Consider the following 22,523-nt stretch of genomic DNA (forward strand, 5'->3'; position numbering starts at 1 on the left):
GGACGATCCGGCGAAGGGCGATCACTTCAGCTGGTCCTTGACCTTGTCCAGGCTTGCCACCGCGCATTGTTCGTCGAGGTTGCCGCCGGGTGCACCGCCGACGCCGACGGCACCGATGGTCTCGTTGCCAACCTTGATCGGCACGCCGCCCCCGAGCAGCAGGAAGCCGGGCAGGTACACGAGGTTCGCGGCGCCGGGATTCTTCTGCGCGCCTTCCATCATCGCCAGGGTCGTGTTTTTCGCGGATGCGGAGGTCCACGCCTTTTGCTGGCTGGAGGCGAGCGTGTGCGGGCCCGCGTTGTCCGCGCGCTGGACGGCGCGCACGACGCCGGCGCGGTCGACCACGGTGGCGGCCACCGCGTAGCCGTTGGCCGCGCAGGCAGCCACGGCACCCGCGGCGACCTGGTTGGCCAGTTCGAGCGAGATGTTCTTTTCGGTTCGCACGGCCTGGGCACCGGCGGAACCGGCGGCCAAGGCAAGGCCCGCGGCGAGGATGGACAGGGAAAGGCGCTGTTGCATGGGGTTCTCCTTCGTGTGTGACGGTTCGGTCAACCGTTGGGAGAAATGTAGGGACGGGCCGCGACAACGGCTATTCGGGGCGCTACGCGCGAGCCTCCGTAGAACTACGCAGCGCCGGCTTCGTCGACGAGCGCGGCGTATTGCCGGATCAATTGCGCGAGCGAGGCGGCTTCCAGCTTCGCGAACAGGTTGGCCCGGTGCGTTTCCACGGTGCGCGGGGACAGGATGAGCGCTCGCGCGATCTCCTTGTTCGTGAGTCCTTCCACGATGAGGCCCAGCACTTCGCGCTCGCGCTCGGACAATTGCGCGTAGCGTTCGCGCGCCTCGCGACCCGCGGCGATGCGCTCGCGCGACTTGACGTGCTGTCGCACAGCCGACTGCAGCGCCTCGAGCAGCAACTCGTCGTCGACCGGCTTCTCCAGGAATTCCGCGGCGCCCGCCTTGAACGCGCGCCGGCACATCTCCACCGTGCCGTGCCCGGTGAGCATGATCACCGGCTGGTCCACGCCCTGCGCCATCAGCTGGTCCAGCACCGTGAGCCCGCTGATGCCCGGCATGCGCACGTCCAGCACGATCGCGCCGATGGCCTGGCGGTCGAATCCCGCGAGGAAGGCTTGCGGATCGCCCCATGCCTGCACGCGCAGTCCGACGGTGCCGATCAACAGGGCGAGGCCCGCGCGCACGGCCTCGTCGTCGTCGATGAGGTGGACCAGCGGCGACAGCGGTGCGTTCATGGCGCGGCCCCCGGCAATGTCAGCCGGAACTCCGCGCCGCGCGGCGCGTGTTGTGCTGCTTCGAGGCGGCCGCCCATGCCCGCGGCGAGCGTCTCGCACAGGCTCAGGCCCAGCCCGAGCCCGGCTTCGCGCGTGGAGAAGAAGGGCTCGAAGATGCGCGGCATCACTTCCGGGGCGATGCCCGGGCCGGTGTCCGCCACCACCAGCACGCCGCTGCGCTCCTGCGATGCGACCGAGACGAGCAACTCGCGCTGGGCCTCGGGCACCTGGTCCAGCGCCTGCAGTGCATTCATGAGAAGGTTGTGCACGATCTGTTCCAGCGCCACGGGCTCGGCGTTCACGCGCACCGGCGCCGCGTCGGCCAGACGGGCACGCACCTGCCTGCGCGCGAACTCCGGCTCCAGCAGGTAGAACGCATTGCGCGCGGCCTCCTGCAGATCGACCGGCTGCAATTGCGCCGCCGCGCCCGGACGTTCGACGACGCGGCGCAGGCGGCTCACCACATCGGACGCGCGGCGGCCTTGCTGGACGGCCTGCGCCATGGCATCGCGCGCGGTCACGAGGTCCGTGGGGTCGTCATCGAGCAACCGGCGCGCCGCCTGCGTGCTCGCCATCATCGCGGTCAGCGGCTGGTTGAGTTCGTGGGCCATGCCCGCCGCGAGTTCACCCAGGGTGTTCAGGCGCGCCACCTGGCCGAGGCGCAGCAGCTCCTCCGCGCGCTCGCGGCCGGCGCGTTGGCGGCGCAGCGAGCGGATGCCCGCGACCAGCGCGCCCGCCGCCAGCGTCCACGCAAGAATCCAGGGCCACGGCAGTTCGCCCCAGCCGACGGAACGCGTGGCCACCACGTCGAAAGGCTGGCTGTCCGCGGCCAGGTGCTTGCGGAAGTCGAAGGCCCAGCCACCGGCCTGCACCCGCCCCGGCTGCACCACGTATTGCATTCCCGCGTGTTCCAGCACCACGCGCACGGGGCTGGAGTCGCGTGCCATCGGCCATTCGGATCCGGGCACCGCCGACGCGAGGTCGAGCGTCAGTGCGAAGCTCGCGGGCTGCGCGCCCAGCACGATGCGATACCGGCCCTTCGGGAAATCGGCGTCGGCGAGCGCGGGGCGTTTCTGCGCGCGCGAGACGGCCTCTGCGGAACGCAGGGCCGCGTCGGGCCACGCGGCGTCCGCATCGCGCCGCTCCACCGACAGGATCTGGGGATAGACCGAAGGAAGCCGCTGCTCGGCGCGATCGCTGCCCCCGGCCGGCTGCAGGAGGGCCAGGGTTTCGAGGATGGCGTCGTGCTGCACCGCGCGCTGGCTCAGGAGCCGATGGACGATGCGCGCATCGGTTTCAAAATCGTCGCGCAGGTGCGCCAGCTCGAGGCGCGACAAGATCACGCCGCCGAGCACCGACAGGGCCAGCCAGGCGGGGATCCAGGGACCATGGCGGGCGGGCCGGTTGCGCATGGGCGGATTCTTGCACGGCCCCGCGCCCGTATTCTTCGGACACAATCCCCGCATGAAGTGGACCGCGCAGGACCTGACACCCGAGAAGCTCCTTCGTGCATCGATCGCGGTGGCGGTGCTGACGATCGCGCTGAAGACGCTCGCCTGGTGGATCACGCAATCGGTCGGCCTCCTGTCCGACGCGATGGAGTCTTTCGTGAATCTCGCGAGCGCCGCGTTCGCCTTGTTGATGGTCAAGATCGCGAAGCGCCCGGCGGACGACGACCATCCCTACGGCCACCACAAGGCGGAGTATTTCTCCTCCGGCTTCGAGGGGTTGCTGATCATCGTGGCCGCGCTGGGCATCATCTTCGCGGCGGTGCAGCGCATCCTGCACCCCCAGCCGCTCGACCAGCTGGGCTGGGGATTGACCTTGTCCGTCTTGAGCTCCGCGGCGAACGGCGCCCTCGCGTGGCTGATGCTGCGTTCGGCGCAGGTGCACCGTTCGATGGCACTGGAGGCCGACGCGCGCCATCTCATCACGGATGTGTGGACCTCCGCCGGTGTGGTCGTGGGCATCGGGCTGGTGGCGCTCGTCGGGTGGCAATGGCTGGACCCGGCCGTCGCCATCGGCGTGGCGCTCAACATCCTGCGCGAAGGCGCGCACCTGATGTGGAAGTCATCGCAGGGCCTGATGGACGAGGCGCTGGAGCCGGAGGTTCGCGAGGCCATCGACAAGACGCTCGCCGGCTTCAAGCACCACACGATCCGCTTCGACCACATCACGACGCGGCGGTCCGGCAAGCGCCGTTTCGTCGACATGCACATGCATATGCCCGGCGCGTGGACGCTGGGCCGCGCCGCCGCGGTGCGCACGGACGTCGAGCAGGCGCTGATGAGTGCGGTGCCGGGCCTGCGCGCCACCATCCAGCTCCTGCCCAGCAATGTCGAGGCGCATTTCGACGACGAGGAGGACCTGATTTGATCAGCGTGATCCAGCGCGTCGCCAGTGCGCGGGTCGAAGTCGGCGGCCTGACCATCGGCGAGATCGGCGCGGGACTGCTCGTGCTGGTGTGCGCGGAGCGCGGCGACACGCAAGCGCAGGCCGACAAGCTGCTCGCGAAGCTGCTGAAGCTGCGCATCTTCAGCGACGAGGCCGGCAAGATGAACCGCAGCGTGCAGGATGTGCAGGGCGGCCTGCTGCTGGTGAGCCAGTTCACGCTGGCCGCCGATACGTCCGGCGGGAACCGGCCCAGCTTCACCAATGCCGCCGCGCCCGAAGACGGCCGGCACCTGTACGACTACTTCGTGGAGCGCGCGCGGGCCGCGCATCCCGTGGTGCAGACGGGCGAATTTGCGGCCGACATGAAGGTGCACCTCGTCAACGACGGTCCGGTGACGATCCCGCTGCGCGTTCAGTAGGGGTTGCGAAACCCCAGCGAGCCGAGCAGGAGGATTTCGAGCGCCTCCATCTCCAGCGCGTCTCGTTCGTCCGTTTCATGGTCGTAGCCCTGCGCGTGCAAGGTGCCATGCACCAGCAGGTGCGCGTAATGCGCTTCGAGGGTCTTGCCTTGTTCCGCGGCCTCGCGTTGCACGACGGGGCCGCACAGGACGAGGTCCGCCTCGACCCACTGCTCGTGCGCGTAGTCGAAGGTCAGCACGTTGGTCGCGTAGTCGCGCTGGCGATACTGCAGGTTCAGTGCGCGCGCCTCCTCCTCGCCGACGATGCGCACGCCGATCTGCCCCGGGTGCTTCAGCGCCGCTTCCATCCAGGCCTGCACCGTCTTCCTGCGCAGCAGCGCGCGATGCGCGGCCGCGCCCGGGAAGCTTCCGAATTGCAGCGCGAGGTCGAGCTTCAGGTGCATCGCTCAGGCGCGGCCTTCGCGCTTGCGCTGCGCGTCGTATGCATCCACGATGCGGGCGACCAGCGGGTGCCGCACGACGTCCTTGCTCGTGAAGCGCGTGTGCGCGATACCCTTCACGCGCTTGAGGATCTGCTCGGCTTCCACCAGCCCCGAGAGTTGACCCTTGGGCAGGTCGATCTGGCTGACGTCGCCGGTTACCACCGCCTTGGCGCCGAAGCCGATGCGAGTGAGGAACATCTTCATCTGCTCGGGCGTGGTGTTCTGCGCTTCGTCGAGGATGACGAACGCGTTGTTCAGCGTGCGGCCGCGCATGAAGGCGAGCGGCGCGATCTCCAGCGCCTGGCGTTCGAAGGCCTTGGTGACCTTGTCGAAACCCATCAGGTCGTACAGGGCGTCGTAGAGCGGGCGCAGGTAGGGATCGACTTTCTGCGAAAGGTCGCCGGGGAGAAACCCGAGCTTCTCGCCCGCTTCCACCGCGGGCCGCGTGAGCACGATGCGCTGCACCGCGCTGCGCTCCAGCGCGTCCACCGCGCAGGCCACCGCGAGGTAGGTCTTGCCGGTGCCCGCGGGGCCGATGCCGAAGGTGATGTCGTGCGAGGCGATGTTCTCCAGGTAGGTGCCCTGGTTGGGCGTGCGGGCCTTGAGGTCCGTGCGCCGCGTGTGCAGCACCTGCGCGCCGCTGCCGTCCTCGCCCAGGGGCGACTCGTCGGCGAGCATGAGTTGCACCTTCTCCGCCGAGATCGTGCGGCCTGCGATTTCGTAGAGCGCCTGCAGCACTTCGAGGGCACGTTCCGCCTTCGGCTTCGGCCCCTCGATCCTGAACTGCTCGTGGCGGTGCGCGATCTTCACGTGCAGCGCCATCTCGATGGTGCGCAGGTTCTCGTCGGTGGGACCGCAGAGGTGGGAAAGACGGCTGTTGCTGGGCGGGGAAAAGGTGTGTTTGAGAATCAAGCTGATAATTCCGCAAGAGGACCCTCATGATAGGCAAATTGACCGGAACGCTGGCGGAGAAGAACCCGCCCCAGGTGCTCGTGGATTGCCACGGCGTCGGCTACGAGGTGGACGTGCCGATGAGCACCTTCTACAACCTGCCCGCCGCGGGCGAGAAAGTCAGCCTGCTCACGCACTTCGTGGTGCGGGAGGACGCGCAGATCCTGTACGGCTTCGGCTCCCACGACGAGCGGCAGGCCTTCCGCGAACTCATCAAGATCTCCGGCGTGGGCCCGCGTACGGCGCTGTCCGTGCTCAGCGGGATGAGCGTGGCCGACATCGCGCAGGCCGTGACGGCCCAGGACGCGGGGCGCCTCGTGAAGGTGCCCGGCATCGGCAAGAAGACGGCCGAACGCCTGCTGCTCGAGCTGAAGGGCAAGTTCGGCGCCGACCTGGGGCATCCCGTGGGTGGCGGCGCGAGCGATGCGCAGGGGGACATCCTGCAGGCGCTCGTCGCGCTCGGCTACAGCGACAAGGAAGCCGCCGCGTCGCTCAAGGCGCTGCCGCGTGATGTGGGCGTGAGCGAAGGCATCAAGCTCGCACTGAAGGCACTGGCGAAATGACGATCCAGACCGACGACTTCGGCATCCCGCCCGCGCCGCGCGTGGTGTCCGCGGCGCCCGTGTCGCCCAACGAGGAGGCGATCGAACGCGCGCTGCGTCCCAAGCTGCTGGACGAGTATGTGGGCCAATCCAAGACTCGCGAACAGCTGGAGATCTTCATCGGCGCGGCGAAAAAGCGCGGCGAAGCGATGGACCACGTGCTGCTGTTCGGCCCGCCGGGCCTGGGCAAGACCACCCTGTCGCACATCATCGCGCACGAGCTGGGCGTGAACCTGCGGCAGACCTCCGGCCCCGTCCTGGAAAAGCCCAAGGACCTCGCGGCGCTGCTGACGAACCTCGAGAAGAACGACGTGCTCTTCATCGACGAGATCCATCGCCTCTCGCCGGTCGTGGAGGAAATCCTGTACCCCGCGCTGGAGGACTACCAGATCGACATCATGATCGGCGAAGGACCGGCCGCGCGCTCGATCAAGCTCGACCTGCAGCCCTTCACGCTCGTGGGCGCGACGACGCGGGCGGGCATGCTGACCAACCCGCTGCGCGACCGGTTCGGCATCGTCGCGCGACTGGAGTTCTATACGGCGGAGGAACTCGCGCGCATCGTCAAGCGCAGCGCCGGCCTGCTGAAGGCGCCGATCGACGAGGCTGGCAACACGGAAATCGCAAAGCGCTCACGCGGCACGCCGCGCATCGCCAACCGCCTGCTGCGCCGTGTGCGCGACTACGCGGACGTCAAGGGCGATGGCCATATCACGAAGGAGATCGCGAACAAGGCGCTCGCGATGCTCGATGTCGATCCGCAGGGCTTCGACGTCATGGACCGCAAGTTGCTCGAAGCGGTGATCCACCGCTTCGACGGGGGTCCGGTGGGCCTGGACAACATCGCGGCGTCCATCGGCGAGGAGCGCGACACGATCGAGGACGTGATCGAACCGTACCTGATCCAGCAGGGCTACCTGCAGCGCACGCCGCGTGGGCGCATCGCTACGCTGGCGGCTTTCCGTCATCTGGGCGTGACGCCGCCAAGCCGCCAAGACGGAATCCCCGATATGTTCAACCCATAGGAATGGGCCGGTTCGTTGCCATTTCATCGGCGATTCCCCAGGGTTCGCACTTTCGCTCCCTGCTGCCGGATCAGCGCTTCCTGAATTCCTGCGGGCTGGCGACTTTTTGCTGCGTCTTGGCAGCTTATTCCGTTGCCGGGATCTTGTACGGTCAACTTCCGTTCTTTGTGCTGAGCGGCTTCATCGACCTCGATGGCATTGCAGCCTTGCTCGCGTCACTCGGCTCCGGCGCGTGGGCAGCGGGTGCCGCCAGCCATCTGTGGCAACGCCATTGGTCAGGTGCGCAGACGGACAATTGCGTCGCGTTCCGCAGGGCCTGCTATCGCGTATGTTGGATCACCTGGGCGCTGGCGGTGGTTGTGATCGTTCTCGGGTTCTGGGAAGTATTCCATCTCCGGCGGCCCTGGGGCGTCTCGCCTTCATCGGAGTGGCCGCTCGCACCACTTCCCTGGGTTTGGCACTACGGGCTCCGATTCGCCTCCAACGGATATGTCGTGCGCCTGCTCGTGCTGGGTGCTGGCGCTATCACATTGTTTCTCCTGCTGGCGCGGCTTCGTGTCCTGCCCCGCGTCATCTTCGCACTGATGGCCGCCGTGCTTGCGCTGGCAGGTAGCTACTTCATTGGCGACGCAAGTTACTGGTACGCGGCAGCCCGAGACATGGGGCCCGTGTCCGATCCGGATCTCCGCGCCGCGCTGGCTGCGAACCCCGGCCTATATAACGCCCACACCTTCGTGAGGCTTTGGAGCGGGCTCCTCGCGCTCTCGGTCAGCGCGCTCCTCCTGGCGGGCGCCATATTCCTGCCCGCCCAAGTGGTGGCAAATATCGACTGGGGCCGATGACTCTACTCGCTCGCATGTGATCGGCGTCGCATTGCAGGCGATCAGCGCCTGCGCCACGTAGTAAGTCGCGAGCACCCAGAACTGCGCCATCGGCAACGGCATCGCGAACTTGTTGGTGGCGAGCAGCGAGTCGCTCAGCATGAAGAAAGCGGCGCCGATGGCCACGCACAGGGCCGCGCGGTCGCGAAGCACCACCGCACGCCCGATGGCCTGCGCCGCCATCAACGCGATGACGATCACGTACGCGCCCACGGCGCCCCTGAGCACGAGGTTGAGGTGGGGAAACAGGAACGCATACATCGCCGCGCCCGTCCCGAAGGTGGCGAGCAGCGCGCGCCGGTTCGGAAACCACGCGACACCCTGCTTGAACAACGCGATGTAGAACACGTGCGCGATGAGGAACGCGACGAGCCCCGGGATGAAGAAGCCGGGGAACATCAGCAGGCAATCGCCGGCGAGCGAGAACGCGAGGCCGGCCACCAGCAGCGCCGCGAAGCGCGGTGCCTGCGTGCGCCAGCCGAATCGCTGCGCCACCAGCGCGATGGCGATCGTCATCGTCAAGGGCTTGAACACGCGATGCAACTCGACGAACCCTTGCGCTCCCGTGGCGGTGGCGATCGCCGCGCTCTCGACGAGCAGCACCTCCATGATCGACAGGCGGCCCTGCATCATCCCGTTCACGGCCCACAAGCCCGCGGCCAATGCCGCCAGCCACACCGCCGATCGGGACAGCGGCATGCGGTCCGCATGCCAGAGGAACAACAGGACGCACAGCAGCAGTACCACGAACTGCACTGCGCCGAACCATGCGATGCGGCGCGTGATGGGCGGGTGAACGCGCGTCACCTTCGCAAGGTCGAAGGGTTCCTTCGGAGACCGCGCCGCCACGTCGGCCGGCCGCCAGCCCGGCGGCTTGAACCACACCCGCAGCTTGTCCAGCCAGCTGCGTGCATGCCAGGAATCCTTCGCGAGTGCCCAGTACACCTCCGCGTTCGCCCACAGCGGATCCCAGCTCGCGAGCGGGCTGCGCGTGCCGTACACGCAGCGCTCGCCTTCTTCCCGGAAGCTGCCGAAGAGCCGATCCCACACGACCAGCATCCCGCCGTAGTTGCGATCGAGGTACTCGTCGTTCACGGCGTGATGCACGCGGTGGTTGGAGGGCGAGCAGAACCAGCGGTCGAACCATCCGAGCTTCGGCACGTGCTCGGTATGGACCCAGAACTGGTAGAGCAGGTCGATCAATGCGACCGTGCCGAACACGAGCGGCGGCACGCCGGCGACGGCCATGGGCACGTAGAACAGCCACCCGAGCAGCGCGCCCGAACTGGTCTGGCGCAGCGCGGTCGACAGGTTGTAGTCCTCGCTCTGGTGGTGCACCACGTGCGCGGCCCAGAAGATCGCGCTCTCGTGGCCCGCGCGGTGCAGCCAGTAGTAGCAGAAGTCGTAGAAGAGGAGCGCCAGGACCCACCCGTACCACGAGGTCCAGAATTCGCGCGCGGCGTTGATGGGCACCACGGACAGCGTCGTGTACGCCGCGCCGTAGATGCCCACGCGGAAGAGGCGCGTGAACACCTTGCTGATCTCGCTGAGCATGCCCAGACTCATGCTGCTCACGGCGTCGTTCAGGCGATAGGTGTTGCGCCTGCGCGCCCAGCCCCATGCGAACTCGATCGCGATGAGGGACAGGAAAACCGGTGGCCAGGACGATGATCTGCGACGGACTCATGCCCCGGATTGTCCCGCCCTCAGGTCAGCGCGCCTCTGGCATCAACCCTGATGATCCGTTCCACCTTGCCGTTCAGGAGGCCGCCGGACACGCCGATCATGAAGTCGTAGAGGTTCACCGTCGGATCGCAGTGGCCGGGGACCAGCCACAGCATCTGCCCGATGGCGGGGATGCGGGTGTTGGCGCCGGCGGGCCGCAGGATGCCGTGCTCGTCGCCGCCGTTGGCGAAGGACAGCTCCTTGCCCGGCGCGAGCGTGTGCACTTTCGGCAGGCCGGAGTCGATCGCGTGGCTCTTGTGGCCCGCGTCGCAGACGGCGTGCTCCGCCCCCGCGCTGATCACCTGCGTCTTCACGAACAGGGCGTGCTCGAAATTCGGCGCCGCCGGGTCGCGCTCGTTCTGCGCGTAGTCGGCGTCCATGAAGAGGAATGAGCCCGCCTGCAATTCGCCGAACACGCCGCTCGCCGCCTCGCACACCAGGCTGCCCGTTCCCGCGCCCGTGACGAGGTCGACGGCGACGCCTTCGGCTTCGATCAGCTTGCGCGTGTGCGTCACGTCCTCCACCACCACAGAGATCGCCTCTCGGCGCTGCTGTGCGCTGCGCAGATGCTGGGCCTTGCCGTGATAGGCCTGCAAGCCCGCAAAACGCAGTGGCGCGTGCTTGCGGATTTCATGCGCGAGCGCCACGGCTGCAGGTCCGGGCGGCACGCCGCAGCGGCCCTGGCCGACGTCGATCTCCACGAAGACGTCGATCACCGCCGGCTTGTCCGTGCGCGCCTCGTTCATCGCGCGCGCCAGGCGCGTGATGCCTTCCGCGCTGTCCACCGCGATCGCGAGCTGCCCGCCTTCGGCCGAGAGCTGGTGCGCCAGCTTCGCGACGCGTACCAGCTTGGCCGGCGAGATCACTTCGTTGCTGATGTAGATGTCGCGCACGCCGCCCGCGGCCATCACCTCGGCCTCCGCGGTCTTCTGGACGCAGACGCCGACGGCGCCCGCCTGCACCTGCAGCCGTGCGAGCGCGGCGCTCTTGTGCATCTTCGCGTGGGGCCGCCAGCGGATGTCGTGCTTCTTCGCGAATTCCGCCATGCGCGCGAGGTTGCGTTGCATGGCGTCGAGGTCGACGACGAGGGCGGGAGTATCGATGGCGTCGGCGTGCTGGCCGACGAGGGCGGCCAGGGCTTCAGAAACTGGTGTTTTCGTCGGCGGCTTCATCGTCGAGGTGTTGCGTGTCCGACCATCCGACCAGCGTGAAGCCTTCGGGCGTCCACAGCAGCCGGTTGATGGCGCCATTGGGGAGCTCCCAGGTGCGGGGAGAGTTGACCTCCTGCCCGGTCGCGATTCGGTAGAGCGTGTCCAGCACGCCGCCATGCGCCACCACCACGATCTGCTCGCCGGGGTGGCGCGCCGCGAGTTCGTGCATGGTGCGCGTCACGCGCGCGCGCAATTCGAGCAGCGATTCGCCGCCTTCGGGCGGCTGCCAGTCGGGAATGCGCTTGCGCCAGTTCTGCGCCTGGTCCGGCCAGGTTTCGTGAATTTCGGTGAAGGTCTTGCCTTCGAACATGCCGAAGCTGCGTTCCCGCAGGCCTTCGTCGGCGACCACCGGTATGCCGGCGGGACCCGCGATCTCCTGCGCGGTCTCGTGCGCGCGGCCGAGGTCGCTGGAGTAGACAGCCTTGATGTCTTCGCCCGCCAGCGCCTCGCCGACGCGGCGCGCCTGCCAGCGCCCGGTGTCGTTCAGGCCGATGTCCGTCTGCCCCTGAATGCGGGAGTCGACGTTCCAGGAGGTTTCGCCGTGGCGCACGGCGATGATGCGGGTGGCTTCCATTCGCCTTCATTCTAGGGGCGGGCGCGCAAACCGCCACCCCATGGCGTCTGGAATTGTGTCCAGTGTGCCTACGATGCAACCTGGATGTTCACCTGCCGGGGCCCGGCCGGCGCGTTCGGGAAGCCCTGGAGCGCGGCCTCGAACATGGCTGGAAACACAGTGGTGTTGCTCGACCAGGGTCCGTCGTTGCTGGCGCGGCTTTCGAACACGACCTTGCCGCTGCTCAACTCGCGCACGACCACGCCGACTTCCCGGTGGTACCAGGGCGATTCCATGTCGCCCAGGCGCCCCCCGATCCCGAAGCCGAAGCCGCGACCGCGCCGTCCCCACCCGGCGAAACCGCCCCAGGGGTCGGACCACGGGGACAGCACGGGCTGCAGGCGGGCGGTGATCTGCACGCTGAAACGCGGGTTGGCGTCGTCGCGGGACAGGCCGGCCTTGTGGAGCGCGGGATCGGCCAGGTTCTCCATTTCCACCTGCTGCGGGGCCTGCTGGGAAGGCAGGCGCTCGAAGCGGTAGGTGGCCGGCGACGGAAGGGCCGGCAGGCTGGAGAAGGACTGGACGGTATTGTCGAGCTGGATGCTCGTGGCGCAGCCGGCGAGCAGCAGCGCGCAAGCCGCGAGCGGCGCGGCACACAGTCGAAGCACGGTACTTTTCATGCACACCTCCTTGGAGGCGCCGACGCGCCTCAGAATTTGACGACCTGCAGGCCCGGCAGCTGCGCGGCGGCGGGGAAATCCGGGGGATCGAACGCCCTGTCGCCGTCGTCGCTGGCCACGCCATCCGCGGTCAGACCCTTGAAGTCGTAATGTGTTCCGTCCGCGAGGTGCGAGGGCACCACGTTTTGTAACGCGTTGAACATGTTGTCGAGCCGGCCCGGGTGCTGCTTCTCCCATTCGCGCAGCATCGCGCCCACCTGCTTGCGCTGCAGGTTCTCCTGGCTGCCGCACAGCGTGCAGGGGATGATGGGGAACTGGCGGTGGTCGCTCCAGCGGATCAAGTCCTTCTCCGCGATGTAGGCGAGCGGGCGGATGACGATGTGGCGCCCGTCGTCGCTCACGAGCTTGGGCGGCATGGCCTTGAGCTTGCCGCCGAAGAACATGTTGAGAAAGAAGGTCTGCAGGATGTCGTCGCGGTGATGCCCGAGCGCGATCTTCGTGGCGCCGAGCTCATCCGCGACGCGGTACAGGATGCCCCGGCGCAGGCGGGAGCACAGGCTGCACATCGTCTTGCCCTCGGGGATCTTGTCCTTGACGATGGAGTACGTGTCCTGGTTCTCGATGTGGAAGGGCACGCCGATGCGCGACAGGTAGGCAGGCAGCACATCCGCGGGAAAGCCGGGCTGCTTCTGGTCGAGGTTGACGGCGACAAGCTCGAAGCGCACCGGGGCGCGCTGCTGGAGCTTCAGCAGGATGTCGAGCATCGAGTAGCTGTCCTTGCCGCCGGACAGGCACACCATGACCTTGTCGCCTTCCTCGATCATGTTGAAGTCGACGATGGCCTGGCCCGCGAGGCGGCACAGGCGCTTCTCGAGTTTGTGCGTTTCCCGCTCGATCTTGCGGCCCTCTTCCAGGGGCACGACTTCAGATGGATTCCAGACTGCGCTCATGGACCGTATTGTCTCATCGGCCCCGCCGCAGGGCGAGCGGCGCTCCTACAGCCGCGCGCGCCGCACGGGGCGACACTCGAAGCAACATGGCGGAATCCAAGGTCGCGGTGTACGGCGCCATCGCGGCCAACGTCGCGATCGCCGTCACGAAATTCATCGTCGCCGGGGTCACCGGCAGCTCGGCCATGCTCTCCGAGGGCATCCACTCGCTCGTCGACACGGGGAACGGGGGCCTGCTGCTGGTCGGGATGCACCGCAGCCGCAAGCCCTCGAATCCCGAGCATCCCTTCGGCCACGGCAAGGAGCTGTACTTCTGGAGCCTGATCGTGGCCGTGCTGATCTTCGGCCTGGGCGGCGGTGTGTCGCTCTACGAAGGCATCACGCACCTGCGCTCGCCGGCGCCCTTGAAAGACCCGATGTGGAGCTACGTCGTGCTCGCGGCGGCGTTCGTCTTCGAGGGCGCGAGCTTCACGATCGCCTGGCGGCAGTTCAAGCAACAGCGGGGCGACACGCCTTTCTGGGAAGCGCTGCATGCGAGCAAAGACCCGGCGAATTACACCGTGCTGGCCGAGGATGGCGCCGCGCTCGTGGGCCTGCTCATCGCGGCAGCCGGCGTGTTCTTCAGCCACTGGCTGGACATGCCTGCGCTCGACGGCATCGCGTCGATGCTGATCGGCGTGCTGCTCGCGGCGGTCGCCGTGCTGCTGATCCGCGAGTCGCGGGGGCTTCTGGTCGGCGAGGGCGTGAAGCCGGAGACCGCGAAGGCGATACGCGAGCTGGCGCTGGCCGAGCCGTCCGTCTGCGAGGTCGGGCAGGTGCTGTCGATGTACGTCGGCGCGGAGGACATCCTCGTGACCCTCGACGTGAACTTCAAGCCGGACACGCCGGCCGAAGAAACGGCCAAGGTGACGGAACGTGTCGAGGCGCGCATCCGCGAAGCCTATCCGAAGGTCAAGCGCATCTACATCGAGGCCACGCGGGCTGCCGCCGGAAATTGAGTCACCACTGCCCGGTTTCTACCCGGATCGCGACTTCGCAGTCGTCGAAGATTTCGAGCTTGGCAATGCGCACGCGCACGCCCAGCACGCCGGGCAGCTGCATCAACCGGTGGGCCAGCTTGCCGATCAGGCTTTCCAGCAGGTTCACGTGCTCGGACGTGCACTCGTCGATGATGATCCGGCGCACCTTGCGATAGTCCAGCACGTGGCTGATGTCGTCGTCGCGCGGCAGCAGGGGCTGTGGGCCGAGGTTGAGTTCCGCATCGACCATGATCGGCTGCGGAGAGGTCTTCTCATGCTCGAGGATGCCCAGGTTGGCTTCGAACCGAAGCCCGGTCAGGGTGAGGGTCTGCGTGCCGGTCTTGCCCATGTGCCTGCGCCTACATCAGCGAAAAATCGCGGTCGAACTTCATGAGGTGCTGGCCGCCGTCGACCAGCAGCGTGGTGCCCGTGATCGACGTGTTGTCCAGGGCGAATTTCACCGCGGCCACGACATCCGCGGGCGTCGAGGAGCGGCCCAGCGGGGACAGGCGATGCAGCGCGTCGAACTTCTCCTGCGAGAGCAGGTGGCTGGTGAGCGTGAGCCCCGGCGCCACGCCGACGACCCGCACACGGGGTGCGAGTGCGAGCGCGAGCATCGTGTTCGCCGCTTCCAGCGCCGCCTTCGACAGGGTGTAGCTCAAGAAGTCCGGGTTCTGGTTCCACAGCTTCTGGTCGAGCAGGTTCACGACGACCGCGTCGCGCGGGGGCGCGGCGCGCCCCTTCACATGCTCGTGCAGCGCCTGCGCGAGGAGGATGGGGGCGCCCGTGTTGGTGAGGAGGTGCGAGCCGAGTTGCGCGTAGCTGAAACTGTCCACGGTGTCGTGTTCGAACATCGATGCGTTGTTCACCACGGCATCGACGGGGCCGAACGCCGCTGCGACGCGTCCCAGCAAGCCCCGCGCCTGCGATTCGTCGCCGAGGTCCGCCTGGAACGCATCGACCTTGCGTCCGGCCATCGCCACGGCCGCGCAATCCGTGACGGTGGCTTGGGCATCCGAAGCGGAACCCCGGTAGTGCACGCCCACGTTCCATCCCGCGCCCGCGAGCGCCAGCGCGACCTCGCGCCCCAGGCGCCTGGCGGCGCCGGTGACGAGCACGGTGCGGACGGGAAGGGGTTCGCTCATTCGGGGACAATCGGCGGGTGACGACAGAAGCATCCAGTTTAACGAGGGCGCTGCAAGTGTTGCTGGAGGCGTCGATCGCGCGGTCCGGCGGCTGGCTTCCCTTCGACCGGTTCATGGCGCAGGCCCTGTATGCGCCCGGCCTGGGCTATTACGCGAATGCCTCGCGCAAGTTCGGCGCGCTGCCCTCCTCGGGCAGCGACTTCGTCACCGCGCCCGAGATGACGCCGCTGTTCGGCCGGGCCCTGGCCGTGCAGGTCGACGACGCGCTCGCCGCCACCCGCACCGACGAGGTGTGGGAGTTCGGCGCCGGCTCGGGCGCGCTCGCCTCGCAGCTGCTGGACGCATTGGCGCACCGGGTGAAGCGCTACACCATCGTCGACATCTCCGGGACCTTGCGCGAGCGGCAACGCGAACTGCTCGCGCGCTTCGGGGGGAAGGTCACCTGGGTGTCCGAGCTGCCCACCGCGATGCACGGCGTGGTCGTCGGCAACGAAGTGCTGGACGCCATGCCCGTGAAGCTGCTGGCGCGCGTCGCGGGCGTCTGGCACGAACGCGGCGTCGCGCAGGACGGCAAGGGCTTCGCCTGGAGCGACCGCCCGACGGCTTTGCGTCCCCCGGCCGAGATCGAGGGCGCGCACGATTACCTCACCGAGATCCATCCTCAGGCCGAAGCCTTCATCCGCACGCTGGCCGACCGGCTGGTGCAGGGCGCGGCCTTCTTCCTCGACTACGGCTTCGGCGAATCCGAGTACTACCACCCGCAGCGGCACATGGGCACGCTCATGTGCCACCGTGGACATCTGGCCGATCCCGACCCGCTGCGCGACGTCGGCGAGAAGGACATCACCGCGCACGTGAACTTCACGGGCCTGGCCGTTGCCGCGCAGGACGCCGGCCTGCCTACGCTCGGTTACACCACGCAGGCGCGATTCCTGATGAACTGCGGGATCGTGCCGCTGATCGCGCAGGCGGACCTCGCCGGCCGCGTCGCCGGGCAGCGGCTCATCGCTGAACACGAGATGGGGGAGCTCTTCAAGGTCATCGGCTTTCATCGAGGCGAATTCTGGGACGCGGCCGGTTTTCGCGAGGGCGATCGCACCCATACGCTCTGAGCCGCGCCTACACTCGGGAAAGTTTCTTCACCACCCCATGATTCGCTGGATCATCGTCATCTTCCTGGCCCTGATGCTCATCAGCTGGTTCACGCCGCTGCTGCAGAAGCTCGGCTTCGGCCGCCTGCCCGGCGACTTCCGCTTCAGGCTGTTCGGCCGCGAGTGGTTCATTCCGCTCGCCACGACGGTGATCCTCAGCCTCATCGCGGGCGTGCTGTCGAAGGTGCTTTGAAGCAAGCGCGATGAAGGCCTGCATCGACATCGGGGGAACGAAGGTCGCGGTCAGCCTCAACAGCGGCACCGGTCTGGAGCTGCTCGCGCGGCGCACCGAGCCCACCGCAAAAACGGGAACGAACGACGCGCTCGCGCGCCAGGTGCTTCGCCTGGTCGACGAGTCGTGCGCCGAGGCCGGCATCGCTCCCACCGCCGTGCAACGTGCGGGCGTGTCTTCCTGCGGGCCGTTCGTGATCCGCGACGGGCTGGTGGAAGTCGCCGCGCCCAACATCTGCGGCGGCATGGCCGGGCCCCTGCGCGGCCTGCCGAACGACTGGACGACGGCGCTGCTCGAAGCGCCGCTGCGCGAACGCTTTGCGCAAGTCCGCGTCGAGAACGATTGCATCGCGGCGCTCGAGGCCGAGCGGCGCTGGGGCGCGCTGCAGGGTTTCGATCATTGCGCCTACGTGACCTGGAGCACCGGCATCGGCGTCGGCCTGTGCGTCGACGGGCACGTGTTGCGCGGCAAGAACGGCAACGCGGGTCACGCGGGCCACATGTTCGTCTCCGACAACGACGATGCCTTGTGCGGCTGCGGCAACATCGGCGACGTGGAAGCGCTGGTCGCGGGGAATGCCGTCGCGCGGCGTTTCGGAGCGGACGCGGCCACGCTCCTGCAGCGCGCGAAATCCGGTGACGCGCAGTCCGAAGGCATGGTGGACGAGCTGTGCCGCGTGATGGGCCGAGCGCTCTACAACCTCGTGGTCACGCTCGACTTGCAGCGCATCAGCCTGGGCGGCAGCGTGTTCTGGAACAACCGGGATTACCTGCTGCCGCGCCTGCAGTCGCAGATCACCGGCAAGCTGCCCGCGCTCACCGGCGGCTGCGACCTGCAAGCGGCGGGCCTCGCCGATCGCGTCGGCGACTACGCGGCGCTCGCCCTGCTCGTCTAATCCGGGTTTTTCGGACCGAGCGCCGCCGCGACGGCGTCCACGCGCGCCTTGTGGATCCGTTCGCCCACGCGTGGCCCGCTCAATCCCTGCGACTGCGCCAACGCGGCGACCTCCTGCGTCGCGACGGACTGCGCCGCGGCGAGGCAGGCGCGCAGGCGCTCGCGCTGCGGATAGGGCCGCGATTCGAAGCCGAGCCGGCCGCGCGCGTCGCACTCGCACGCGAGCAGCACCTCGTCGAAGCGCTGCGGTTTGCGGAAGGCATCGCATCGCTCCAGCAGGCGCACGACGGCTGCGGCGCCCAGGTCCTCGCTGCGATGGATGTTGCCGTGTTCCCGCGCCACCACATCGGCGAGCTCCCGGCATTCGACCGGCACGCGCAGGCGTTCGCACACGTCGCGCAGCAATTTCGCGCTGCGCTGCTCGTGGCCGATGTGGCGGGGCAGGACGTCGTCCGGCGTGGTGCCCTTGCCGAGGTCGTGCGTGAGGCAGGCGAATCGCACCGCCAACGACCCTTGCAGGCGCGCGCTCATGTCCATCACCATCATCAGGTGCACGCCGGTGTCGACTTCCGGATGGTGTGCGGCGGTCTGCGGCACGCCCCACAGCCGGTCGACTTCGGGCAGCAGGCGCGCAAGCGCACCGCACTCGCGCAGCACCTCGAACATGCGGGACGGCTTGGCTTCCATGAGGCCGCGCGCGAGCTCCTGCCACACGCGCTCGGCGACCAGCGCGTCGGCTTCCCCCGCCTCCACCATCTCGCGCATGAGCTGGAGCGTCTCCGGCGCGAGCGTGAATTCGTGGAAGCGGGCGGCAAAGCGCGCGATGCGCAGGATGCGCACCGGGTCTTCGCGAAAGGCGAGCGTCACGTGGCGCAGCACCCGCGCGGCGAGGTCCGCCTGCCCGTCGAAGGGGTCGACGATGGTTCCGTCGTCGTCCCGCGCCATGGCGTTGATGGTGAGGTCGCGCCGCGCGAGGTCTTCCTCGAGCGTGACGCCGGGCTCGGCATGGAAGGCGAAGCCGTGATAGCCTTTCGCCGTCTTGCGCTCGGTGCGGGCGAGCGCGTATTCCTCGCGGGTCTGCGGATGCAGGAACACCGGGAAATCCTTGCCGACGGGCAGGTAGCCCGCGGCGATCATCTCCTGCGGCGTGGCGCCGACCACGACCCAGTCGTGGTCGCTGACCGGCACACCGAGCAGGGCGTCGCGCACCGCGCCGCCCACCATGTAAGTTCGCATGCGGACAGTTTACGGCTCCTGCCGCAGGCGCTCCCAGACTTCGCGCGCCTGGGCCGCGACCTCCGGCGGAGCGGGCGGCAGCGGCAGGCGGCACTCGCCGGCGTCCTGCCCGAGCGTGCGCAGCATGCCCTTGATCGACATCGGGAACACCGAGGTGTCGGTGTTGATGAAGCGGAACGAATCGATGAGCCGGGCGTTGATCGCACGCGCCTGCGCGACGTGGCCCCGATGGAAGGCGGCGATCATCGCGCCGAACTCGGCGGCGGCCCAGTGCGTGCTCGTGCCGACGACACCGGCCGCGCCGGCGGCAAGCAGCGGCAGCGTGTAGGCGTCGTCGCCCGAATAGAGATCGAAATGCTCGCCCGCCAGCGCCACGAGCTCCGCCGCCGCGGGCAGGTCGCCGGTCGCATCCTTGAAGGCGACGATGTTCGGGACTTCGCGAAAGAGCCGCAGCAACACCTCCTGTGCCACGCGCCGGCCGGTGCGCAGCGGCACGTCGTAGAGCATCACGGGCAGGTCGGTCGCAGCGGCGGCGGCGCGGAAGTGCGCCTCGATGCCCGCTTGCGGCGGCCGGCTGTAGTAGGGCGCCACCAGGATCACGCCTGCGGCGCCCAACCCGCGCGCGCGCTTCGTGAGCTCGATGGTGTGCCGCGTGTCGTTGGTGCCCATGCCCGCGATGACGGGAATCGTGACCGCTTCGGTGACGGCGCGGATCAGGTCGCAGCGCTCGCCGTCGTCCAGCGTGGCGGATTCACCCGTCGTGGCTGCGAGCACCAGTCCGTCGTTGCCGCGATCGGCGAGCCAGCGCGCGAGCCGCCGCGCGGCGTCGAGGTCGAGCCGGCCGTCGCGGTCGAACGGCGTCACCATTGCCGTGAGCACCGCGCCCCAGCGCGGAGGGCGAATCGCGGAGGGCGCCGTCATCGACAGGTTCGGTAGGGCTCGTCGAACTCGACGAAGGTCTTTTCCTCGAGCGCCTGGTCGATCCACGCCTTCACGCCGGGCAGCGAGCAGACGCGGCGCACGTAGTCGGTGATGTGGCCGGGCACCGGCAGGGCGTAGTTCTTCAGGCGCATGCAGACCGGCGCGAAGTACGCATCGGCGATGGAGAATTCGCCGAACAGCATCGGGCCCTTGTGGGTTTCCAGCAGTTCCGTCCACATCGCCACGATGCGCTGCACGTCGGCGCGCACTTCGGGCTTGCGCCAGGCGAGGCCGCCCGCCTGGGGCAGCGAGGCCTCGATGTTCATCGGGCAGTTGCCGCGCAGCGCGGAGAAGCCGGAGTGCATCTCGGCGCAGACGCTGCGGGCGCGGGCACGCGCCTTCGCGTCCTGAGGCCAAAGCTGGCGGTCGGGGAATTTCTCGGCGGCGTATTCCGCGATGGCCAGGGTGTCCCATACGGAGAAGCCGTCGTCCACCAGGACGGGCACGCGGCCCGCGGGCGACACGGAGGCCATCGTCTCCTTGAATTTCGAGTTGCCGTCGAAGGAGTCGAAGCGCACCATCACCTCCTCGAAGGGGATGTTCGCCTGCTTGAGCATCACCCAGGGCCGCATGGACCAGGACGAATAGTTCTTGTTGCCGATATAGAGCTTGAGCATGAAGTTCTCCTTGCGATGCCGGGATGCTAGCGGGCGGCTCGCCGTTCATTCATGCAAAAAAGCCGTCCGATTGATGCGCGGCGCGCTCAGGGGATGTCCCGGTTCGGCTCCGGTTGCGCGGGATCTCGCGGCCCGACCGTGCCCAGCCGCTCTTTCAGCGACTGCGGCTGCCCGCTGATGATCGCGGAGTACATCGTGGTATTCGCCAGCACCTTCTTCACGTAGTCGCGGGTTTCGGTGAAGGGCACGTTCTCCGCCCAGGCCGCCGCGTCGATCACCGGGCCGTTGCGCCAGTTCCTCGGCCGCCCCGGACCCGCGTTGTACGCGGCCGCGGCCATCGCCATCGACCCGCTGAAGTCGTCCAGCACGAGCTTGAGGTACCCCGTGCCGATGGCGATGTTGGTCTCGCGTTCGTTCAACTGGTCGGAAGTGAACCCCGTCATCCCGAGCTTCTTGGCCGTCCATCGCGCAGTCGCAGGCATCACCTGCATCAGGCCCGACGCACCGACGCTGGAGCGCGCATCCATGACGAAGCGGCTTTCCTGGCGGATCAACCCGTACACATAGGCGGGGTCCAGCCCGATCTCACGGCTGCGCTTGATCACCGCCTCGCGAAAGGGCATGGGGAAGCGCTGGTCGACGTCGTACTCGGCCTTCGTGCGCTCGCTGGTGTTGATGCAGCGGTCCCACACTTCGCGGTCGCAGGCGAATTGCGCGGCGGCGAGCAGCTGGCGCTCGGGCAGGCCGCCCGGCGTCGCGAGGTTGGTCGCGTAATTCCATTCGCGCACGCCTTCGGAGCGCAGGCCCAGCGCGATCGCATAGACCGCGCGATTGAGCGACGGGTTCAGCCGCGCGGCTTCCTTTTCTTCCGCCGTCAGCGCGGCAGGGCGCGCGGGCGGCGCGATCTTCTGGCCAAGCTCTTCCAGCGCGAGCTGCTCGTAGAAGCCGCGCACCGAGGCGATGGACTGGTAGAGCTTCAGCGCCTCGGCGCGGCGCGTGTCGCCGCCTTCGGCCTGCAGCGCGCGTGCCTTCCAGTAGACCCACGTGGCGTCCGCGCGCGCATCCTCGCTCATGGCGTCGATCGCCTGCTGCACCGCTTTCCAGCGCGGGCCGCGCGGCACGCGAAGCGCCGCGCGCGCCTTCCACGCGAGCATGTCGTCGCTCAGGTGCGCGTCGCGGGACACCTTGGCATAGCTGTCCAGCGCATCGTTCGACAGGCGCTGCGCAGCCTGCTTGCCGATCACGCCCCAGACCCAGTCGCGCTCCTCGGGAGACAACTGTGGCCCCCATTTGTTCTCCAGCTGGGAGGCCGCGTTGTCCGGGTCGGTGGAGGCGAGCTTGATCAGCGCGAGCGCGATCATTTCCTTGCGCACCTTCGAGGCCACCGTCACCCGGCTCGTGAGGAAGCGCGAGGGCGATGCGTTCAGCTCGTTGAACTGCGGCACCGCCTCCGGCGCCACGATCTGCACCGCGGCGGCGGCCGCGCGCGGGCGGTTCTGCTCCAGGGCGGTCCGTGCGCGCTTCCAGGCGTCGTCCGCCGTCATGCGCTTCGCACCCGTGGTTTCGCCGATCAGCCGCGAGGCCGCGAGCGTGCAGCCGTCATCGGTGTCGCGCTGCAGGAACCAGTTGCGGCGCACCTCTTCCGACTCCGCCGGCGGTGCCGCAGGGCCCGCGCGAAGATGGGAGACCAGAAGCGCGTAGCAACGCACCTCGCGGTCGTCGCCCATGCGGTAGCGCGGGTATTCGGCCTCGAAGTTGGTCCAGTCGCGCCGCTGGCCCAGCAGCAGCAGCCAGTCGTTGCGCAGCCTGTCTTCCTGGTAGGTGCCCGGATAACGCGTGAAGAAATCCTGCACTTCCTGCACACTCGCGGTGTCGAGCCGGGCGCGCAGCTCCCAGTAGGCGGCCCAGGGTTCGAGGGCGTGACCGCGCACCTGCGGCAACATCTGCGAGAGCTTCGCGCGGTTGTTCTGGCGGAACGCCTGGCTCATTTCCAGGATGAGATCGTCTCCTTTCGGCTGGGCCTGCGTGGCGGTGCAGGCGACCGAGAGTGCGATCAATGTCAGAATTCTCGGCAAATTCATTG

Annotated in this window: 24 protein-coding genes and 1 pseudogene; 9 read left to right on the forward strand and 16 right to left on the reverse strand. The window is 68.1% G+C overall.

What is annotated here, in order from left to right; genetic code table 11:
* Positions 1 to 21: 21 nt before the first annotated feature.
* From I5803_RS16520 to I5803_RS16530, 3 genes are all read right to left on the reverse strand, one after another.
* Positions 22 to 519 (reverse strand): GlcG/HbpS family heme-binding protein, encoded by a 498-nt coding sequence (locus I5803_RS16520; protein WP_196987418.1) that lies wholly within the window; start codon positions 517 to 519, stop codon positions 22 to 24.
* 104 nt (positions 520 to 623) lie between these two features.
* Complete coding sequence (locus tag I5803_RS16525; protein WP_196987419.1) at positions 624 to 1,253, reverse strand: response regulator transcription factor; 630 nt, start codon at positions 1,251 to 1,253, stop codon at positions 624 to 626.
* Positions 1,250 to 2,704 (reverse strand): sensor histidine kinase, encoded by a 1,455-nt coding sequence (locus I5803_RS16530; RefSeq protein WP_196987420.1) that lies wholly within the window; start codon positions 2,702 to 2,704, stop codon positions 1,250 to 1,252. The genes I5803_RS16525 and I5803_RS16530 overlap by 4 nt, the downstream gene beginning before the upstream one ends.
* A gap of 52 nt (positions 2,705 to 2,756) precedes the next feature.
* On the opposite strand from I5803_RS16530, the gene I5803_RS16535 reads away from it, so the two are divergent.
* The gene (locus I5803_RS16535) at positions 2,757 to 3,668 is read left to right on the forward strand and encodes a cation diffusion facilitator family transporter (protein ID WP_196987421.1); all 912 of its coding nucleotides are present in this window, start codon (positions 2,757 to 2,759) and stop codon (positions 3,666 to 3,668) included.
* On the forward strand, positions 3,665 to 4,105 hold the full coding sequence (dtd, locus tag I5803_RS16540) for a D-aminoacyl-tRNA deacylase (protein ID WP_196987422.1): 441 nt from the start codon (positions 3,665 to 3,667) through the stop codon (positions 4,103 to 4,105). The genes I5803_RS16535 and dtd overlap by 4 nt, the downstream gene beginning before the upstream one ends.
* Here dtd and ybeY read toward each other — a convergent pair.
* Both ybeY and I5803_RS16550 read right to left on the reverse strand, forming a co-directional pair.
* Positions 4,099 to 4,548 (reverse strand): rRNA maturation RNase YbeY, encoded by a 450-nt coding sequence (gene ybeY, locus I5803_RS16545; RefSeq protein WP_196987423.1) that lies wholly within the window; start codon positions 4,546 to 4,548, stop codon positions 4,099 to 4,101. The genes dtd and ybeY overlap by 7 nt on opposite strands.
* 3 nt (positions 4,549 to 4,551) lie before the next feature.
* The gene (locus tag I5803_RS16550) at positions 4,552 to 5,499 is read right to left on the reverse strand and encodes a PhoH family protein (RefSeq protein WP_196987424.1); all 948 of its coding nucleotides are present in this window, start codon (positions 5,497 to 5,499) and stop codon (positions 4,552 to 4,554) included.
* A 26-nt stretch (positions 5,500 to 5,525) separates the two neighbouring features.
* On the opposite strand from I5803_RS16550, the gene ruvA reads away from it, so the two are divergent.
* From ruvA to I5803_RS22490, 3 genes are read left to right on the forward strand one after another with little or no spacing between them, the layout of a single operon-like run.
* A complete protein-coding gene (gene ruvA / locus I5803_RS16555) occupies positions 5,526 to 6,101 on the forward strand; it encodes a Holliday junction branch migration protein RuvA (protein WP_196987425.1) in 576 nt (191 codons plus the stop codon).
* Positions 6,098 to 7,165, forward strand: a complete 1,068-nt coding sequence (gene ruvB / locus I5803_RS16560) for a Holliday junction branch migration DNA helicase RuvB (RefSeq protein WP_196987426.1) — start codon at positions 6,098 to 6,100, stop codon at positions 7,163 to 7,165. The genes ruvA and ruvB overlap by 4 nt, the downstream gene beginning before the upstream one ends.
* Positions 7,166 to 7,167: 2 nt before the next feature.
* Complete coding sequence (locus I5803_RS22490; RefSeq protein ID WP_231402440.1) at positions 7,168 to 8,007, forward strand: hypothetical protein; 840 nt, start codon at positions 7,168 to 7,170, stop codon at positions 8,005 to 8,007.
* A 39-nt stretch (positions 8,008 to 8,046) separates the two neighbouring features.
* On the opposite strand, the pseudogene I5803_RS16565 reads toward I5803_RS22490, so the two are convergent.
* From I5803_RS16565 to ttcA, 5 genes and pseudogenes are all read right to left on the reverse strand, one after another.
* Positions 8,047 to 9,733, reverse strand: a pseudogene (locus tag I5803_RS16565) (lysoplasmalogenase family protein); the annotation flags it as partial.
* A 19-nt stretch (positions 9,734 to 9,752) separates the two neighbouring features.
* The gene (locus I5803_RS16570) at positions 9,753 to 10,943 is read right to left on the reverse strand and encodes a DSD1 family PLP-dependent enzyme (protein WP_196987427.1); all 1,191 of its coding nucleotides are present in this window, start codon (positions 10,941 to 10,943) and stop codon (positions 9,753 to 9,755) included.
* Complete coding sequence (locus I5803_RS16575) at positions 10,912 to 11,556, reverse strand: histidine phosphatase family protein (RefSeq protein ID WP_196987428.1); 645 nt, start codon at positions 11,554 to 11,556, stop codon at positions 10,912 to 10,914. The genes I5803_RS16570 and I5803_RS16575 overlap by 32 nt, the downstream gene beginning before the upstream one ends.
* 68 nt (positions 11,557 to 11,624) lie before the next feature.
* On the reverse strand, positions 11,625 to 12,215 hold the full coding sequence (locus tag I5803_RS16580; RefSeq protein ID WP_196987429.1) for a DUF4136 domain-containing protein: 591 nt from the start codon (positions 12,213 to 12,215) through the stop codon (positions 11,625 to 11,627).
* 29 nt (positions 12,216 to 12,244) lie between these two features.
* Positions 12,245 to 13,165: a tRNA 2-thiocytidine(32) synthetase TtcA gene (gene ttcA / locus I5803_RS16585; RefSeq protein WP_196987430.1), complete on the reverse strand. Its 921-nt coding sequence runs from the start codon at positions 13,163 to 13,165 to the stop codon at positions 12,245 to 12,247.
* 86 nt (positions 13,166 to 13,251) lie between these two features.
* On the opposite strand from ttcA, the gene I5803_RS16590 reads away from it, so the two are divergent.
* Positions 13,252 to 14,163 (forward strand): cation diffusion facilitator family transporter, encoded by a 912-nt coding sequence (locus I5803_RS16590; protein ID WP_196987431.1) that lies wholly within the window; start codon positions 13,252 to 13,254, stop codon positions 14,161 to 14,163.
* A gap of 1 nt (position 14,164) precedes the next feature.
* On the opposite strand, the gene I5803_RS16595 is transcribed toward I5803_RS16590, so the two are convergent.
* Both I5803_RS16595 and I5803_RS16600 read right to left on the reverse strand, forming a co-directional pair.
* Positions 14,165 to 14,533 carry a dihydroneopterin aldolase gene (locus tag I5803_RS16595; RefSeq protein ID WP_196987432.1) on the reverse strand — a complete coding sequence of 123 codons (369 nt, stop codon included), beginning with the start codon at positions 14,531 to 14,533 and terminating at the stop codon, positions 14,165 to 14,167.
* 10 nt (positions 14,534 to 14,543) lie between these two features.
* Positions 14,544 to 15,329 (reverse strand): SDR family oxidoreductase, encoded by a 786-nt coding sequence (locus tag I5803_RS16600; RefSeq protein WP_196987433.1) that lies wholly within the window; start codon positions 15,327 to 15,329, stop codon positions 14,544 to 14,546.
* A gap of 17 nt (positions 15,330 to 15,346) precedes the next feature.
* Between I5803_RS16600 and I5803_RS16605 the strand changes: the two genes are divergently transcribed.
* The 3 genes from I5803_RS16605 to I5803_RS16615 are packed head-to-tail and all read left to right on the forward strand — an operon-like array spanning position 15,347 to position 17,607.
* Positions 15,347 to 16,441, forward strand: coding sequence for a class I SAM-dependent methyltransferase (locus I5803_RS16605; RefSeq protein WP_354001680.1), 1,095 nt, complete (start codon positions 15,347 to 15,349; stop codon positions 16,439 to 16,441).
* 37 nt (positions 16,442 to 16,478) lie between these two features.
* A complete protein-coding gene (locus I5803_RS16610) occupies positions 16,479 to 16,673 on the forward strand; it encodes a DUF2905 domain-containing protein (protein ID WP_196987434.1) in 195 nt (64 codons plus the stop codon).
* A 10-nt stretch (positions 16,674 to 16,683) separates the two neighbouring features.
* Positions 16,684 to 17,607 carry an ROK family protein gene (locus I5803_RS16615; RefSeq protein ID WP_196987435.1) on the forward strand — a complete coding sequence of 308 codons (924 nt, stop codon included), beginning with the start codon at positions 16,684 to 16,686 and terminating at the stop codon, positions 17,605 to 17,607.
* Here I5803_RS16615 and I5803_RS16620 read toward each other — a convergent pair.
* The 4 genes from I5803_RS16620 to I5803_RS16635 all read right to left on the reverse strand — a co-directional run bounded on the left by I5803_RS16620 (position 17,604) and on the right by I5803_RS16635 (position 22,521).
* A complete protein-coding gene (locus I5803_RS16620) occupies positions 17,604 to 18,842 on the reverse strand; it encodes a multifunctional CCA addition/repair protein (RefSeq protein ID WP_196987436.1) in 1,239 nt (412 codons plus the stop codon). The two genes, I5803_RS16615 and I5803_RS16620, sit on opposite strands and share 4 nt — an antisense overlap.
* Positions 18,843 to 18,851: 9 nt before the next feature.
* Entirely contained in the window at positions 18,852 to 19,763 is a 912-nt protein-coding gene (dapA, locus tag I5803_RS16625; RefSeq protein WP_231402441.1) for a 4-hydroxy-tetrahydrodipicolinate synthase, read from the reverse strand.
* Positions 19,760 to 20,440 carry a glutathione S-transferase family protein gene (locus I5803_RS16630; protein WP_196987437.1) on the reverse strand — a complete coding sequence of 227 codons (681 nt, stop codon included), beginning with the start codon at positions 20,438 to 20,440 and terminating at the stop codon, positions 19,760 to 19,762. The genes dapA and I5803_RS16630 overlap by 4 nt, the downstream gene beginning before the upstream one ends.
* Positions 20,441 to 20,526: 86 nt before the next feature.
* Positions 20,527 to 22,521 carry a lytic transglycosylase domain-containing protein gene (locus I5803_RS16635; protein ID WP_196987438.1) on the reverse strand — a complete coding sequence of 665 codons (1,995 nt, stop codon included), beginning with the start codon at positions 22,519 to 22,521 and terminating at the stop codon, positions 20,527 to 20,529.
* Between the last annotated feature and the right edge of the window lie 2 nt (positions 22,522 to 22,523).

Origin of the sequence: Caenimonas aquaedulcis, assembly GCF_015831345.1 — a bacterium.
Classification (GTDB): domain Bacteria; phylum Pseudomonadota; class Gammaproteobacteria; order Burkholderiales; family Burkholderiaceae_C; genus Ramlibacter; species Ramlibacter aquaedulcis.